Source organism: Haladaptatus cibarius D43 (genome assembly GCF_000710615.1).
Lineage (GTDB): Archaea > Halobacteriota > Halobacteria > Halobacteriales > Haladaptataceae > Haladaptatus > Haladaptatus cibarius.
The window spans coordinates 348643-361262 of sequence record NZ_JDTH01000002.1 but is presented as its reverse complement, the minus strand read 5'-3'; the positions used below and the strand labels follow the sequence as shown (position 1 = coordinate 361262).

Here is a 12620-nt window from a genome sequence, read left to right as displayed (position 1 = left end):
GATATGCGATACCACGACATAGACCGCAGAAAAACAGAATCGGACGAACGTTCTTTTGGAATATTGACGACGCTTATTCCGGTGAATCAGAAGAAAACGAGGGTGAAATGTGGTCGGGAGTACCGATGAGAGAATCAGTCCGGGCTTACTGCGGCAGGGCGTACACCGTTCCCGCCACGTCGCCGACGTAGACGCCATCGCGTCCGATTGCTGGCGGGGCGACGAGGGCGTCCTGTGCGCTAAACTGCCAGCGAACGTGGCCGTCGGCGCGGTCGAGCGCGAACACCATCCCGTCGTCGTTTGCGACGTACACCAGTTCGTTGGTGAGAACGGGCGACCCCCAGACGCGCGCACCAGTCTGCACACGCCACCTGACGGTTCCCTCGCGGGCGTCCAGCGCGTAGACGTTTCCGTCGGCACAGCCGACGTAGACGATGCCGCTCACGGCGACTGGTGACGACCAGATTCCTGCGTTCGTTCGGAAGCGCCACTTCGTTTCGCCGGTTTCGGCGTCGAGAGCGTACACGCGGTCACCATCGACGGTTCCGACGTAGGCCGTGTCGTCCACGACTTCCGGCGCGCCAGCGACTGCGAGCGAGGGAGCAAAGCGGAACTGCTCGCTTCCGTCGGTCACGTCGTGGGCGAAGAGGCCGCCGTCGAGGCCGGTCGCGTACAGGGTATCGCGCGCGATTCGGAGCGACGTGAGCGCCCGCGCGGGGCTGCGGAACGAAAGTCGTTCTTCGCCGGTTCCGGCGTCGAGTTTGAACACCTGTCCGTCTCGGGCCGCGACGTAGAGGTCGTCGCCGAGGAGTTGCGGGGAGACTTCGAGCCCGGCGTCGGTTTCAAATCGCCATTCGCGCGCCCCGCTAGCGGAATCGAGCGCGAATAGGTTCCCACTGCGGTCGCCGACGTAGGTGAGGCCGTTTTCGACGCCGGGGGTTCCGACCGCGTTGGACGCTTGAAACAGCCAGTTGCTCACGCCGTCGCGGTGGTCGATATTGCAGACGAATCCGTTTTCGGTGCCGACGTACACCGACCCATCTCGGACGATGGGCGCGGTTTCGACCGGACCGCCGACCTGCGCGTACCAGCGGGCGCGGACGGTGTCCGCGTCGGCGTCCAATGCAGTTCGTCCCGAGAAGCTCGACGAATCTCTCGTCGGCGACTCGTTCGCGGACGAGTCGTCTGCGAGTTCCGCTCTCGTTTTCGGCTCTTCTCCGCTCTTCGGCGTCGCCGGCGCACGTCCAGTTTCGAACGAACTATCGCGGTCTTCCACACCGCCGTCGGGTGCCATCCGCCCCGCTTTCGAATTTGGTTTGGAATCCGGCCCCGAATCGAAGCCACCGTCGGAGACGAATCGCTTTACGTCCTCACGAGCGGCGGCGCGCTCGTCGTCCGTCGATTCGGATTCTGCGTCCGATTCGGAGACGTCGCCGCTCGTTTCGGAACATTCGAACGACCATTCGACGCTCCGCGAAACCGTGGTGTCCCCCCGCGTGACCACTTGGTCGAACTGGAACTCGCCGGTCGCACTCACGTCGATACCGTCCGATTCGCCCCCGTTGTTGGGGAGTGTCGCATCGAACTTGCGTCGATTCATCGGATGTCGCGTGTTTTCGTCTTTCATATATTTCTCCCGACCTGAATTTGGTCTGACTGTCTCACCATTCGGATACTATCTACTTTGTTATGGACTGCATACACTCCCTCCGCGCCGTTGCAACAGTTGAAACGGTTCGAACAATCACCGCCAGACCGATAGCATTTTTCCGGCACGCGATGCAGATTCACCCATGACTGGGCTTTACTACGAAGAGTTCGAGGTCGGAGAAACTATCACGCACGAGAAACGGCGCACCGTCAGCGAGAGTGACAACCAGCAGTTCTGTGATATGACGATGAACCAGCAACCGCTCCACTTGGACGAGGAGTTTGCGAGCGACACGCAGTTCGGCGAGCGGCTGGTCAACGGTCTGTACACGATGAGCCTCGCAGTCGGCGTCTCGATTCCGGACACCACGGAGGGAACCATCGTCGCCAACCTCTCCTACGACAACGTTTCGCACCCGAACCCGGTGTTTCACGGCGATACGATTCGCGCCCAATCCACTGTAACCGACAAACGCGAGACAAGCGACGGCGAGCGCGGCGTCGTCACCATGCACGTCGAAGTGTTTACAGTGAACGGCGAGGACGAGACGCTCGTCTGTGAATTCGACAGAACCGCGCTGTCGCTGAAGAAAGAAAACGTCGAGTAGGAGAAAATCACATCAACAACGAGAGGTTGATGAACACCGCAATCGTCCACGGGAGCGCGAGTCCCGCAGGGATGAGCGCGACGTACTCCTGCGGGACGAGGGGGCGACAGGCGAACCCGACCGCGAGCGAGAACGCCTTCAGTCCGAGAAGCGCCGCGAATCCGAACTGGGAGAGCGCGCTTCGTGCAATCGGGTTCGATTCGGTCATTCCCGCTCGTAACCCGACGTAGGTCGTCAGCAAGTCGCCGACGAGGGCGAGGAGGACGACGAACCAGAGGAGGCGCTCCGTGGTTCCGAAGTTGGGCCGTGCCACGCCGATTCGGGCGGATAACCGCTGGTGGTTCATGATGGTGTCGCGGAGTTCCCGCGTTGTACTGACCAACGACGGAAAACGGCTTTATTATACAGCGCCTTAACTGGCGAATTGACGATAATGAACCCCTTAAACGTGATTCTTCGTTGAAAAATTGGGTCGAAGATAGTCGAAAGACAGGGCCGATTCCAGTTTGCAGAATTGCTCCGTTTCCTTACAGAATCGTTCCGTGCTTTTTGTCCGGCAGACTCTTTTCCATGTCCGCGTAGAACTCGAAGCGATTGACCAGTTCCTTGCGCAGAGTGCTCGGCGGGACGATGTCGTCGATGACCATCTCGCTCGCCATCCGGTGTGCGTCGATGTCCTCTCGGTACTCCTCGCGGAGTTCCTGTTCGCGCTGGGCGCGCTCTTCTTCGTCCTCGATGGCGTTCAGCTTGTTCGCGTAGACCGCGTTGATTGCGGCTTCCGGCCCCATGATGCCGATTTCACCCGACGGGAGCGCGATGACGCTCTGTGGATCGTAGGCCGGGCCGGACATGGCGTAGATGCCCGCACCGTAGGCCTTCCGGACGACGACCGACTGCTTCGGAACCGTCGCGGAAGACGTGGCGTAAATCATCTTCTTCCCTTTCTCCAAAATCGCGTCCTTCTCGACCTGCGACCCGGCCATGAACCCCGGCGTGTCACAGAGGTAAAGCAGTGGCACCTCGAAGGCGTCACATTTCCAGATGAACTCCGCGGCCTTTTCGGCGGCGTCCGGGAAAATCGCGCCCGAGCGCTGTGCTGGTTGATTGGCCACGATGCCGACCGGCCGACCGTCGATTTTGGCGAAGGCAGTGATGATTTCCTTGCCGAAGTCGGGCCGGAGTTCGAAGTACGAATCCGCGTCCACGACGCGCTCTATCAGGTCGGTCATGTCGTAAGCCCGGTTCGGACTCTGCGGAATGACCTCGTCGATACCGTTCGGCGACAGTTTCGGGGCCTTCGGTTCGCTCCGTGGCGGTTTCTCGTGTGCCTTGTTCGGAAGGTACGTGATGAGGTCGGAGACGAGTTCGCGGGCGTGTTCCTCGTCGCGGGCGACGAGGTCGGCACTGCCCGAGTGTTCGGCGTGCATCTGCGCCCCACCGAGGTCTTGCATGCTGATGTCCTCGCCGGTTACCATCTTCACCATTCGCGGCGAGGCGATGGCCATCGCGGACATCTCTTCGACCATGATGGTGAAATCGGCGAACATCGGCGTGTACGCCGCGCCTGCGATACATGGCCCGTACAGGACACAAATCTGTGGGACGCGCCCCGAAAGCATCGAGTGGTTGTAGTAGTATTTTCCGATGCCTTCGCGGTTGGCGAAAAATCCGGTTTGTTGGTCGATTCGGCCGCCCGAAGAGTCCATCAGGTAGAGGACGGGATTGCCGCTCTGGAGTGCGCGCTGTTGCATCCGGAGGAACTTCTCGACGCCTTTCGCGGCCATGCTCCCGGCTTTGACCGTGAAGTCGTTCGCCATGAAGTGAACGTCTCGGCCTTCGAACTCCGCCGCGCCTGTGAGGAGTCCGTCCGCTGGAAGTTTGTCTTCCGCGTCGAACTCGGCAAATCGGCCGTCCTCGAACTTCAGGCCGTCGTCGCCGAACCAGAGGTCGAGTCGGTCGCGGACGAACAGTTTCCCTTTTTCGGCGAGGCGTTCTTTGTACTTCTCGGGGCCACCTGCCTCGATTTCCTCGATTTCCTTCCACAGTTCCTTCTCGCGCTCCGTCGGGCCCAAATCGTCTTCAATTGGTTCCTCGGTGTCGCTCCACGTAACGGTCGGTTCGTCTGCGTCCCCGACGTACACGTTCACCTCGCTCCCGACGTGCTGGGCGAGTGCGCTGGCGATAGCTGAGGCTTCCTCCTCGGTTGCCCCCGCGCCGATGCGGACTTTCATGGTTGCGTGTCCGTGGGGTGATTTCAAACCATTTTCCCTTTCGCACGCGGCAAAAATTTCGACGGGCGGAAAAACGGTCGCAAAGAGCGAGGGAAAGGCGGAAAGGGAGGTCTTGAGAAGCGTCTTTGGGGTCGATGCGGGACGGAACGCGATAAACGATTACCGCTCTGGTAGTTCCATTGCGGCGACGTGTTCCGCGTACTCTTCGAGGACGGGTTGTCCCCAGTAGCGGACGGATTCGCTCCGCGCATCGTAGTCGATGATGTTTGCGTCATCGAGTTTCGGCAGATGTGTGTGATGAAGCGATGCTTCGACGCGTTTTCGGTAATCGTCCGGAACGTCGCCGACCGACGTTTCGGTTTCCCACGCGGCGACCTGTTCGACGAGGTCGGAAAGCGTTGCCACGCCCTCCGGTGTCGTCGAAAGGTGGTGAATGGCGTATCGCCGTCGCTTCTCCGACAACAGTTTGAAGATGTCGTCGAACGACGGCCTGCTCACTGCCGGTTCAGCACGAAGTACGTGGGGTGGGTCTGTAGACGGTCGTTTCCCCGAGTCGTCCCGGTATGGTGACTCATTGCTCATGCGACGCTCATCTCCAGTTGATGACCCTGCATAAAGAATGGTGAATCTAGACACCTAGAAAGCTGGCAGTCGAACTGAAATCATCGTCGCGTCTACTTTTGTTTCTAATAACTGTATCACCGAATATATTTGGGTGGAGGAAATCTCGTCCGAACGTAACCATCGAAACGACGATTACCTCACGGTTCGGTTCGGTTGCCAATGATGTCCGAAGAAAACCGCCACGTGTACTGTCGGCAACGGGCCGATGGGTTCCGAGAACGGAATTAACGGTGTCGAAGATTAAAATTGGAATCTACCGTCAGTCACGTGATTATGAGGCGATTTACGCAAACGACACTCGTGTTCGTTTTCGTCCTGACGCTCTCGACTACTGGTTTCGTTTCCGTGGTTCCCTCGGCACAGTCGCCAACTGGAGCGACTGAATCGGTCAACGAGCGGCCGACGGTGAACGGGCCGACCGTGTTACCGCTGGAAACACGGACAACTAGCCGAGCGGACAGTTCCGTTCCCGAGAACGCCGTTCAGCGAGCAGACGTCCAGCAACGACAGCTCTCAGACCGCGAGCAGGCCGCCGCTCGCGGCGCGTTGCAGGGTGCCTCGGTAGCACAGAGACAAGGGGTTTCGGTTAATCAGCAACAGCGACAGGCAGTCGCACAGGGTGCCGTGCAAGCTGTTTCCCAGCGCCAGCAAGCAAGCGTTTCGCAGGTGCAGGCCGCCGCCCGCGGTGCGGCGCACGGAACCCTGCTTCAGAGCCAAACCACCTCTATTAGGCAAATTCAGGTTGCGACCACCGGAGCAACCGCTGGGACGATAACACAGGCACAGCAAGCGGACGCGACGCAAATACAAGCCGCCGCGTTCGGTGCCGGACACGGTGCGGTGGCGCAGAGTCAGCGAGCGACCGTCGAACAGCTACAAATCGCAGCGCGAGGGGCCGGAACAGGTGCCGTGAGGGGTGCAGTACAAAATCAGCAGGTGAGCATTTCACAGATTCAGGAGGCCGCACAGGGCGCGGCCTTCGGCGCGCTCGACCAGCGCCAGCGAATCGAAATCAGACAGATGCAGTTCGCCGCGCAAGGTGCCGCGACGGGCGCATTACAGACCCAACGCGCGAACGTGAAACAAGTGCAAGTCGCCGCGCTGGGTGCGGCCAAAGGCGGGGTGACGCAGATTCAGCGCGTCGATATTCGACAGATACAGGCCGCGACGCGCGGTGCCGCGGCGGGGGCGATTTCCCAATTCCAGCAAGCTAGCATTCTCCAGATTCAGACCGCAGCACATGGCGCGGCGAAAGGCGGAATCACGCAGATTCAGCAGGCAACCGTGAGACAGGTGCAGTCGGCCTGTCGAGGCGCGGCGGCGGGCGCGCTGAGTATCGTCCAGATTCAAACCGTAAACATCGTCCAAATTCAGGTCGTCGCGCAGGGGTCGGCACAGGGGGCCGTTCAGGGTGCCGTCCAGAAGCAGATTGTCGAGGGACGACAGATTCAGGCCGCCGCGAGGGGTGCCGCGAGCGGTGGTATCACGCAAGTTCAAACAGTGCGAATCCGTCAGATTCAGTTCGCGTGCGTCGGTGCGGCGGCGGGAGCGGTAACCCAGAGCCAACAGGCGAGCATTACGCAAGTCCAAGCTGCCGCACGAGGCTCCGCGACGGGCGGCGTTTCGGCGAGCCAGCGCCAGCAAGCCGACGTTCGGCAGGTACAAGCTGCAACGCGGGGCGGTGCGAACGGCGCGATTTCTCAAAGCCAGCGGGCGAATCTCGTGCAAATTCGATCCGCCGCGCTGGGTTCGGCAAGCGGCGGAATCACGCAAATTCAGGACGCAACCGTCGAACAGGTGCAGGCCGCTTCCGCGGGTGCCGCATCCGGGGCGGCACGGGCCGCCGCCCAGCAGAACGTGAACGACACGAGCCAGATTCGACAGGCCGCAATCGAGGGAACCGAACGGGCGAGCGAGCGAATCGCCACAGGAGAGAACGTGCAACCGCAGACGGTTCGCTCGCTCGCACAGAACAAAGCGAGTCGGATTTCGGCAGTTACGACGACACCGGAATCGGAAACGACAACACTGCCGCCAATTGCGACGACCACGCAGAACACCACGACCACGCAATCGCCGCAGACGACACCGAACGCGACGACGCCGGGGACGACTCCGGTGACTCCGCCGACTACCACTCCCGCGACACGGACACCTAACGCCACAGCGACTGACACCGTGACCACCACACCGAACGTTACAACTACCACGGATATCACGACGACACCCGCAGTCACGACGACTACGACACCAACCCCGCCCGCCGAACCGCTCGAAGCGAATTTGAACTGCACCGAAGTCACGGTAAACACGACGCAACCGCGGGACTTGCAACTGGTCGCGCTGTTAATCGATAGTTCGAATCCAGAAGTGGGTGCACAGGTCACACAAAACGTCTCGGCGAACGACTTCGAACAAACGCCGGACGGGAACTACACCTGGACGAACACGACCACAGATTTCGGCGCGGAGGGTTTCGTCTTCCTCAACGCGACACTGTTCGACGCGAACGGACAGGTTGTCGCGTCGGTCGAACAGGACGACGTGCAAGCGTGTATCGAACAGGAGCGTGGTGTGCAAACGACCGTTCCGAGAACGCCCGGTGCGACGACTGCGGGGACGACGCAACCGGGAACAGAACAGACGGCACAGACCATAACGGCGCAGCAAACAGCCAATCAGACGATTGTACGACAACCAGGTACGACAGTACAGCAACCGACGACGACCACGGCGGCATAGTCGAGTCGGAAAAAGAATCGTTCGGTCGAAGCCGAAGCTGGTTACAGCGTCGATTCGAGTCGCTCGATGAGTTCCTCGTTACCGAGGTGCACCGGCACTCGTTGGTGAAGTTCGTCCGGTTCGATGTCCAACAGCGACCGGTCGCCGTCGGACGACCGCCCGCCTGCGGATTCGATGATGTATCCGATTGGATTCCCTTCGAACTGCAGTCGGAGTTTCCCTTCGGGGCGCGATTGCAGGCCGGGATAAGCGAACACGCCGCCGTAGGTCATCACCTGATTCATATCGCCTATCATCGACCCGCCGTAGCGAAGTTTGAGTTCGCTCTCGATTTCGCGCGCGTAGTCGGCGAACTCATCGAACCAGTCCGGGACGCGCCCGCCGAAACCGTAGACGACCGGTTCTGCGGGAAGCGTCAGGTCTTCTTTGACCGATCTGCGGTCGCCGTCCTCGATGACGTACTCCGTCACGGTTCCCTCGCGGGCGACCATCATCGTCGTAATCGGCCCGAACAGGACGTAGGCCGCCATGACGAGGTTTCGGCCCGACGCTGGTAGGGGGGCGTCGTAAACGCCAACGATGGTTCCCATCGAGTTGTTCGATTTGATGTTCGACGAACCATCGAGCGGGTCGATTGCGACCGAGAGGCCGTCACCGCAGTCGATGACGCCCTCGCGCTCCTCGCTGGCGAATTCGCCGACGCCGTCGATAGCCGTCAGTTCGGCTTCGAGGTACTCGTCGGCCCACACGTCCGCCGCCATCTGAGTTTCGCCGCTGGGGTTTTCCTCGTCGGCTTTCCGGCGACGTCCAGCGAGTCCACCACGGATGACGGGCGCAGAGGTCGAAACGGCCTCGATGATTGTGTCGAGTGTCTCCATTAGTCGAGTGCTTCGTCAGCAGTCGCGTCCTCGAAGATGACCTTTTCGAGCGCGTCGAGAATGCCCTCTGGGTCGTCGCGCTGCCAGACGTTGCGACCGACTGCGAGTCCCGAACCGCCCGCGTCCATTACGGCTTCGACGCTGGAGAGGAAATCGTAGTCGCTGGTTTTCGAGCCACCGCTCATGACGACGGGCATGTCGGCGGCGGATTTAACGGCCCATTCCATGGCCTCGCGGGAACCGGGGTACTTGACCTTCGCCATGTCTGCACCGATTTCGAGCGCGATTCGAGTCGCGTAGGCGATAGTACTTTCCTTGGTGTCGTTTTTGAGTCCCTGTCCGCGCGGGTACGACCACATGACGACGGGCATGTCGTATTCGCGGTGTGCTCGCTCCTGCACGTCGCGGAAGTCCTCGTACATCTTCGTCTCGTGGTTCGAACCGGAGTAGACGGTGTAGCCGACCGCGTCCGCGCCGAGTTCGGCAGCGTAATCGACCGTCCAGTTTTTCGGCGAGTACGGTTCGCCCATCCAGAGGTTGCTCGTGCCGTTGAGTTTGGCGAGCAGATTCACGTCGTCGTCGTAGGAGGGGTAGTACGTCTCTGCAACACCTTTCTGCACTGCGAGGCAGGTAACAGCGTCGTGGGTCGCAGTTTCGAAGATTTTCTCGGGGTGGAGCGTGTCCGGAACGGAGCTAAAGTCGGCCGAAGGGCCGTGTTCCAGACCGTGATCCATCGCCAGAATAAGTGCTTTGCCGTCTCGCGTGACTTGCGAGTCAGTCAGCGGAATCATCGTTCCGAACTGCACCGACGAACCATATGAGTCTACTGGTCGCGCGCGCGCCGAAACCCGCGTTTTCATAGCGCTCGATATGTCTATAGTCCGTTCTGAGAACTACGATTGTAGTAAATTTATAGCGAATGTCGTGGAGGTCACAGCAAGGTGCGAGCAGCGTCGCGCCACCGATTCACTCGTTCGAAATCGAACGAAAGCGAGTCGGCAACCCGTTCCGGGTCGGCGATGGCCATACTTCGAACCGACGTAATGCCTGCTTCCGCGAGTTCGTTTGCGAGGCGATTGTCTATTTCCGGCACGTCGGTCACCGGGTCGGGACTGCTCCGGTCGCGCCACGCCGCTTCCTCCGCTTCGGCATTGCCACTCCCGTCGGTCGTGGCGGTTTCGGTCGATTGCTGTTCCCAATCGCCGGAACTGGCGGCAATCCACGCGCGTTCGTCGTCCTTCAGGCCGCGAATCTTGTTCGACCTGTCCGTGAGGTCGTTGCCGGATTCGAACGACCACGAGAGGGAATGTTCCTTGCGCAGACGGCCAGCAACTCCCGGATTGACGCCTGCCTCGCGTAACATCTCGTACGAGACGGTTCGGTTCTGAATCGCTCCAACTTCGAAGTCGGCATCCTCGATGACCGTCGCCGTCGCTGGCCCGACGAACGCTATGTCCGTCGGATGAACGGTTTCGGCCTCTCTCCCAGTAATGTCGTTTTCGGTCACAACCCTCACCGATTCGTTTTGCCCTCCCACTCACCCAACTTGAATGTTTCGCCACAAGACCTATTTATTCAATTACTATCCTCGAAAATCGGTAATTTATCAATATCTACAAATACTGCGGATGCGCATTTCGCTATCCTTACAACCGTTCCCAAAGCATTCTCGGTCATGCGTTCGCTTTCCGACATCGACAGTATCGGCGTCATCGGCGCAGGCACCATGGGTAGCGGCATCGCGCAAGTGGCCGCCACGAGCGGCTACGACGTGGTCATGCGCGACATCAAAGAGGAATTCGTAGAGAACGGCTTCGACACCATCGAAAACAGCCTCGACCGCTTCGTCAGCAAGGACAAAATAAGCGACGGCGAGGCCGACGAAGCAGTCAGCCGAATCACGGGTACGACCGACTTAGAAGACCTCGCGGACTGCGATTTGGTCGTCGAGGCCGCCGTCGAAAACATGGACATCAAGCAGGATATCTTCGCGGAACTGGACGAAGTTCTCCCCGAAGATGTCGTGCTCGCCACGAACACCAGCACGCTCTCGATTACGACCATCGCCAGCGTGACCGACCGCGAGGAACTCGTGGTCGGTCTGCACTTCATGAACCCGGTTCCAATCATGAAGGGCGTCGAACTCGTCGTCGGCGAGAAAACCGACGACGAAGTCGTGACGCTCGCTCACAACCTTGCGGAAGACCTCGACAAGGAGACGTGGGAGTCCGACGACAAACCCGGTTTCGTCACCAATCGCATCCTCATGCCGTGGATTAACGAGGGTATTCGGGCCTACGACGAAGGTGTCGCCAGCAAGGAAGACATTGACAAAGGCATGACCCTCGGAACGAACGTCCCGATGGGGCCGCTCACGCTCGCCGACCACATCGGACTGGACATCTGTCTCGACGCCAGCGAAACCCTGTTCACCGAATTGGGCGACCGATACAAACCGGCCTACCTGCTGAAGCGCAAGGTTGACGCGGGCGATTTGGGCAAGAAGACCGGCAAAGGCTTCTACGAGTACTGAAACCCGACTTCTGTCCGTTTACCGTTTTGCGACCATTTCGTCGATGCCGATAGCTCCGACACAAAATTGTATAAATATTGAAACCATACGAGAACGAATATTAACCAATGGCCCTCCCCAAACTCCGCGCACTTCGTCCCAGTCGAAGTCTCGCGTTCCCGTTCGCCGCGACCCTCTATCCACAGCTCTGGTTCGTGTTTCGGGATACCGGTTTCAGCGCCGTGAGCCATCCGACAACTGCCGAACTGCTGACGATGCTTCCGCGAATCCTCGCGCTAACTGCCGGAGCAATCGCGGTAAGCTATCTCGTCGCGTTCCTCGTGGTTCGTGTTTTAAATCCGGATTCTAGGGACGATTCCTTGTCGGGATGGAAGCGCCTCCTGTTTCGGCCGTCGAACACGGCGCTTGTCGCGTTCGCGCTCATCTCGATTGCGCTCGGAACGTACCTCGTGACTGCGTCAACACTCGTATTTCCGCAAGAAGTCGAAACGCTCGTTCGACTCCTCGGCGTCGTCATCGGGTGGCCGCTCCTCGTTGTCTATGGTGGAATGGTCATCCTCAGCAACGCATTCGTCGGCGAACCGACGTTCCTCGTCCAAGCAGTCGTCGTCGGAATCGGTGTCGCTCTCTCTACGACGTGGCTGTTCTTCCTGTCGGGGTGGTTTGCGAACTTTGTTGATTCTGCACCCGGGAGTTCAACACCGCCGACCCAATAACTACTGACAAATCGGGGTTCTTATCAGCTCTCCATCTAATCCCGACGTATGGTTTCCGACCCGAAACGAGTCCTCCTCCTCGTCGCCATCGTCGGCATCGTCATCGTCGGGGGCAGTCCGAACGGGGTCAACGCGCTCCCGCTGTTTTCAGACCACACCGGCCCGACGGAGATGACGGTCACGGAGTTCGAGCGATTGGACTCCGGTTGTGTTGACGAGATGCGCAAGTATGCGAGTTCCTCGACGGGTGGCGGCAAAATGTCTAAAACGACGACAATACGGACGAACAGCGCCGACGCCAACATCTCGATTTGGACGGAGCGAACGTCTCCCCCCGGGGCCGACATGAGCACGTTCCGGGTTCACCTCGATTCGGAGTCCGACGGGTCGTCGGACGACGCCTGCCAGACGGCCGTCCGGTACCGGCTAACGCTCGAACTTTCGGGAGGGTCACCGGAGGGAATCCTGCCTGATGCACACGGATATCGTGTTCTCTGGCTGGAAAACGGGAACTACTCCGGCTGTTCCGCTTCGGTTACGAGTCCACTCAGGTCGGAGTGTGACCGTTTTACACCGAATGCTCAGCCGGAACGAACGTGGGCGAACGCGACGGTGTCCAGTCCTTCGACGTAAAACCA

General features: G+C 59.8%; 12 protein-coding genes. 5 read left to right on the top strand and 7 right to left on the bottom strand.

The window, feature by feature from the left end:
* Positions 1 to 145: 145 nt before the first annotated feature.
* Positions 146 to 1627: an outer membrane protein assembly factor BamB family protein gene (locus HL45_RS07080; protein ID WP_049970433.1), complete on the bottom strand. Its 1482-nt coding sequence runs from the start codon at positions 1625 to 1627 to the stop codon at positions 146 to 148.
* A 166-nt stretch (positions 1628 to 1793) separates the two neighbouring features.
* Here HL45_RS07080 and HL45_RS07075 point away from each other — a divergent pair, with 166 nt between their 5' ends.
* Entirely contained in the window at positions 1794 to 2258 is a 465-nt protein-coding gene (locus HL45_RS07075) for a MaoC family dehydratase (RefSeq protein ID WP_049970432.1), read from the top strand.
* A gap of 7 nt (positions 2259 to 2265) precedes the next feature.
* On the opposite strand, the gene HL45_RS07070 is transcribed toward HL45_RS07075, so the two are convergent.
* The 3 genes from HL45_RS07070 to HL45_RS07060 form a co-directional block, all read right to left on the bottom strand.
* A complete protein-coding gene (locus tag HL45_RS07070) occupies positions 2266 to 2640 on the bottom strand; it encodes a DUF5658 family protein (RefSeq protein WP_233274714.1) in 375 nt (124 codons plus the stop codon).
* A gap of 145 nt (positions 2641 to 2785) precedes the next feature.
* Complete coding sequence (locus tag HL45_RS07065; protein ID WP_049970431.1) at positions 2786 to 4489, bottom strand: acyl-CoA carboxylase subunit beta; 1704 nt, start codon at positions 4487 to 4489, stop codon at positions 2786 to 2788.
* Between the two features lie 159 nt (positions 4490 to 4648).
* Positions 4649 to 5071: a DUF7344 domain-containing protein gene (locus HL45_RS07060; protein ID WP_233274713.1), complete on the bottom strand. Its 423-nt coding sequence runs from the start codon at positions 5069 to 5071 to the stop codon at positions 4649 to 4651.
* A 315-nt stretch (positions 5072 to 5386) separates the two neighbouring features.
* Here HL45_RS07060 and HL45_RS07055 point away from each other — a divergent pair, with 315 nt between their 5' ends.
* Positions 5387 to 7855, top strand: a complete 2469-nt coding sequence (locus tag HL45_RS07055; protein WP_049970429.1) for a coiled-coil domain-containing protein — start codon at positions 5387 to 5389, stop codon at positions 7853 to 7855.
* Positions 7856 to 7896: 41 nt separating this feature from the next.
* Here HL45_RS07055 and HL45_RS07050 read toward each other — a convergent pair whose 3' ends face one another.
* From HL45_RS07050 to HL45_RS07040, 3 genes are all read right to left on the bottom strand, one after another.
* Complete coding sequence (locus HL45_RS07050; RefSeq protein ID WP_049970428.1) at positions 7897 to 8733, bottom strand: class 1 fructose-bisphosphatase; 837 nt, start codon at positions 8731 to 8733, stop codon at positions 7897 to 7899.
* Entirely contained in the window at positions 8733 to 9524 is a 792-nt protein-coding gene (locus HL45_RS07045) for a class I fructose-bisphosphate aldolase (RefSeq protein WP_049971936.1), read from the bottom strand. The genes HL45_RS07050 and HL45_RS07045 overlap by 1 nt, the downstream gene beginning before the upstream one ends.
* A 140-nt stretch (positions 9525 to 9664) precedes the next feature.
* Positions 9665 to 10249: a DUF7409 domain-containing protein gene (locus HL45_RS07040; protein WP_233274712.1), complete on the bottom strand. Its 585-nt coding sequence runs from the start codon at positions 10247 to 10249 to the stop codon at positions 9665 to 9667.
* Between the two features lie 159 nt (positions 10250 to 10408).
* Here HL45_RS07040 and HL45_RS07035 point away from each other — a divergent pair, with 159 nt between their 5' ends.
* The 3 genes from HL45_RS07035 (at position 10409) to HL45_RS07025 (ending at position 12615) form a co-directional block, all read left to right on the top strand.
* On the top strand, positions 10409 to 11266 hold the full coding sequence (locus HL45_RS07035) for a 3-hydroxyacyl-CoA dehydrogenase family protein (RefSeq protein ID WP_049970427.1): 858 nt from the start codon (positions 10409 to 10411) through the stop codon (positions 11264 to 11266).
* 107 nt (positions 11267 to 11373) lie between these two features.
* On the top strand, positions 11374 to 11982 hold the full coding sequence (locus HL45_RS07030) for a hypothetical protein (RefSeq protein WP_049970426.1): 609 nt from the start codon (positions 11374 to 11376) through the stop codon (positions 11980 to 11982).
* A 48-nt stretch (positions 11983 to 12030) separates the two neighbouring features.
* A complete protein-coding gene (locus HL45_RS07025) occupies positions 12031 to 12615 on the top strand; it encodes a hypothetical protein (RefSeq protein WP_049970425.1) in 585 nt (194 codons plus the stop codon).
* Positions 12616 to 12620 lie beyond the last annotated feature (5 nt).

Bases quoted from the DNA above. Each gene is read 5' to 3' on its own strand.
- HL45_RS07075 (WP_049970432.1), top strand. From the start codon at position 1,794: ATGACTGGGCTTTACTACGAAGAGTTCGAGGTCGGAGAAACTATCACG.
- HL45_RS07065 (WP_049970431.1), bottom strand. From the start codon at position 4,489: ATGAAAGTCCGCATCGGCGCGGGGGCAACCGAGGAGGAAGCCTCAGCT.
- HL45_RS07060 (WP_233274713.1), bottom strand. From the start codon at position 5,071: ATGAGCAATGAGTCACCATACCGGGACGACTCGGGGAAACGACCGTCT.
- HL45_RS07055 (WP_049970429.1), top strand. From the start codon at position 5,387: ATGAGGCGATTTACGCAAACGACACTCGTGTTCGTTTTCGTCCTGACG.
- HL45_RS07030 (WP_049970426.1), top strand. From the start codon at position 11,374: ATGGCCCTCCCCAAACTCCGCGCACTTCGTCCCAGTCGAAGTCTCGCG.
- HL45_RS07035 (WP_049970427.1), top strand. From the start codon at position 10,409: ATGCGTTCGCTTTCCGACATCGACAGTATCGGCGTCATCGGCGCAGGC.
- HL45_RS07050 (WP_049970428.1), bottom strand. From the start codon at position 8,733: ATGGAGACACTCGACACAATCATCGAGGCCGTTTCGACCTCTGCGCCC.
- HL45_RS07045 (WP_049971936.1), bottom strand. From the start codon at position 9,524: ATGATTCCGCTGACTGACTCGCAAGTCACGCGAGACGGCAAAGCACTT.
- HL45_RS07080 (WP_049970433.1), bottom strand. From the start codon at position 1,627: ATGAAAGACGAAAACACGCGACATCCGATGAATCGACGCAAGTTCGAT.
- HL45_RS07025 (WP_049970425.1), top strand. From the start codon at position 12,031: ATGGTTTCCGACCCGAAACGAGTCCTCCTCCTCGTCGCCATCGTCGGC.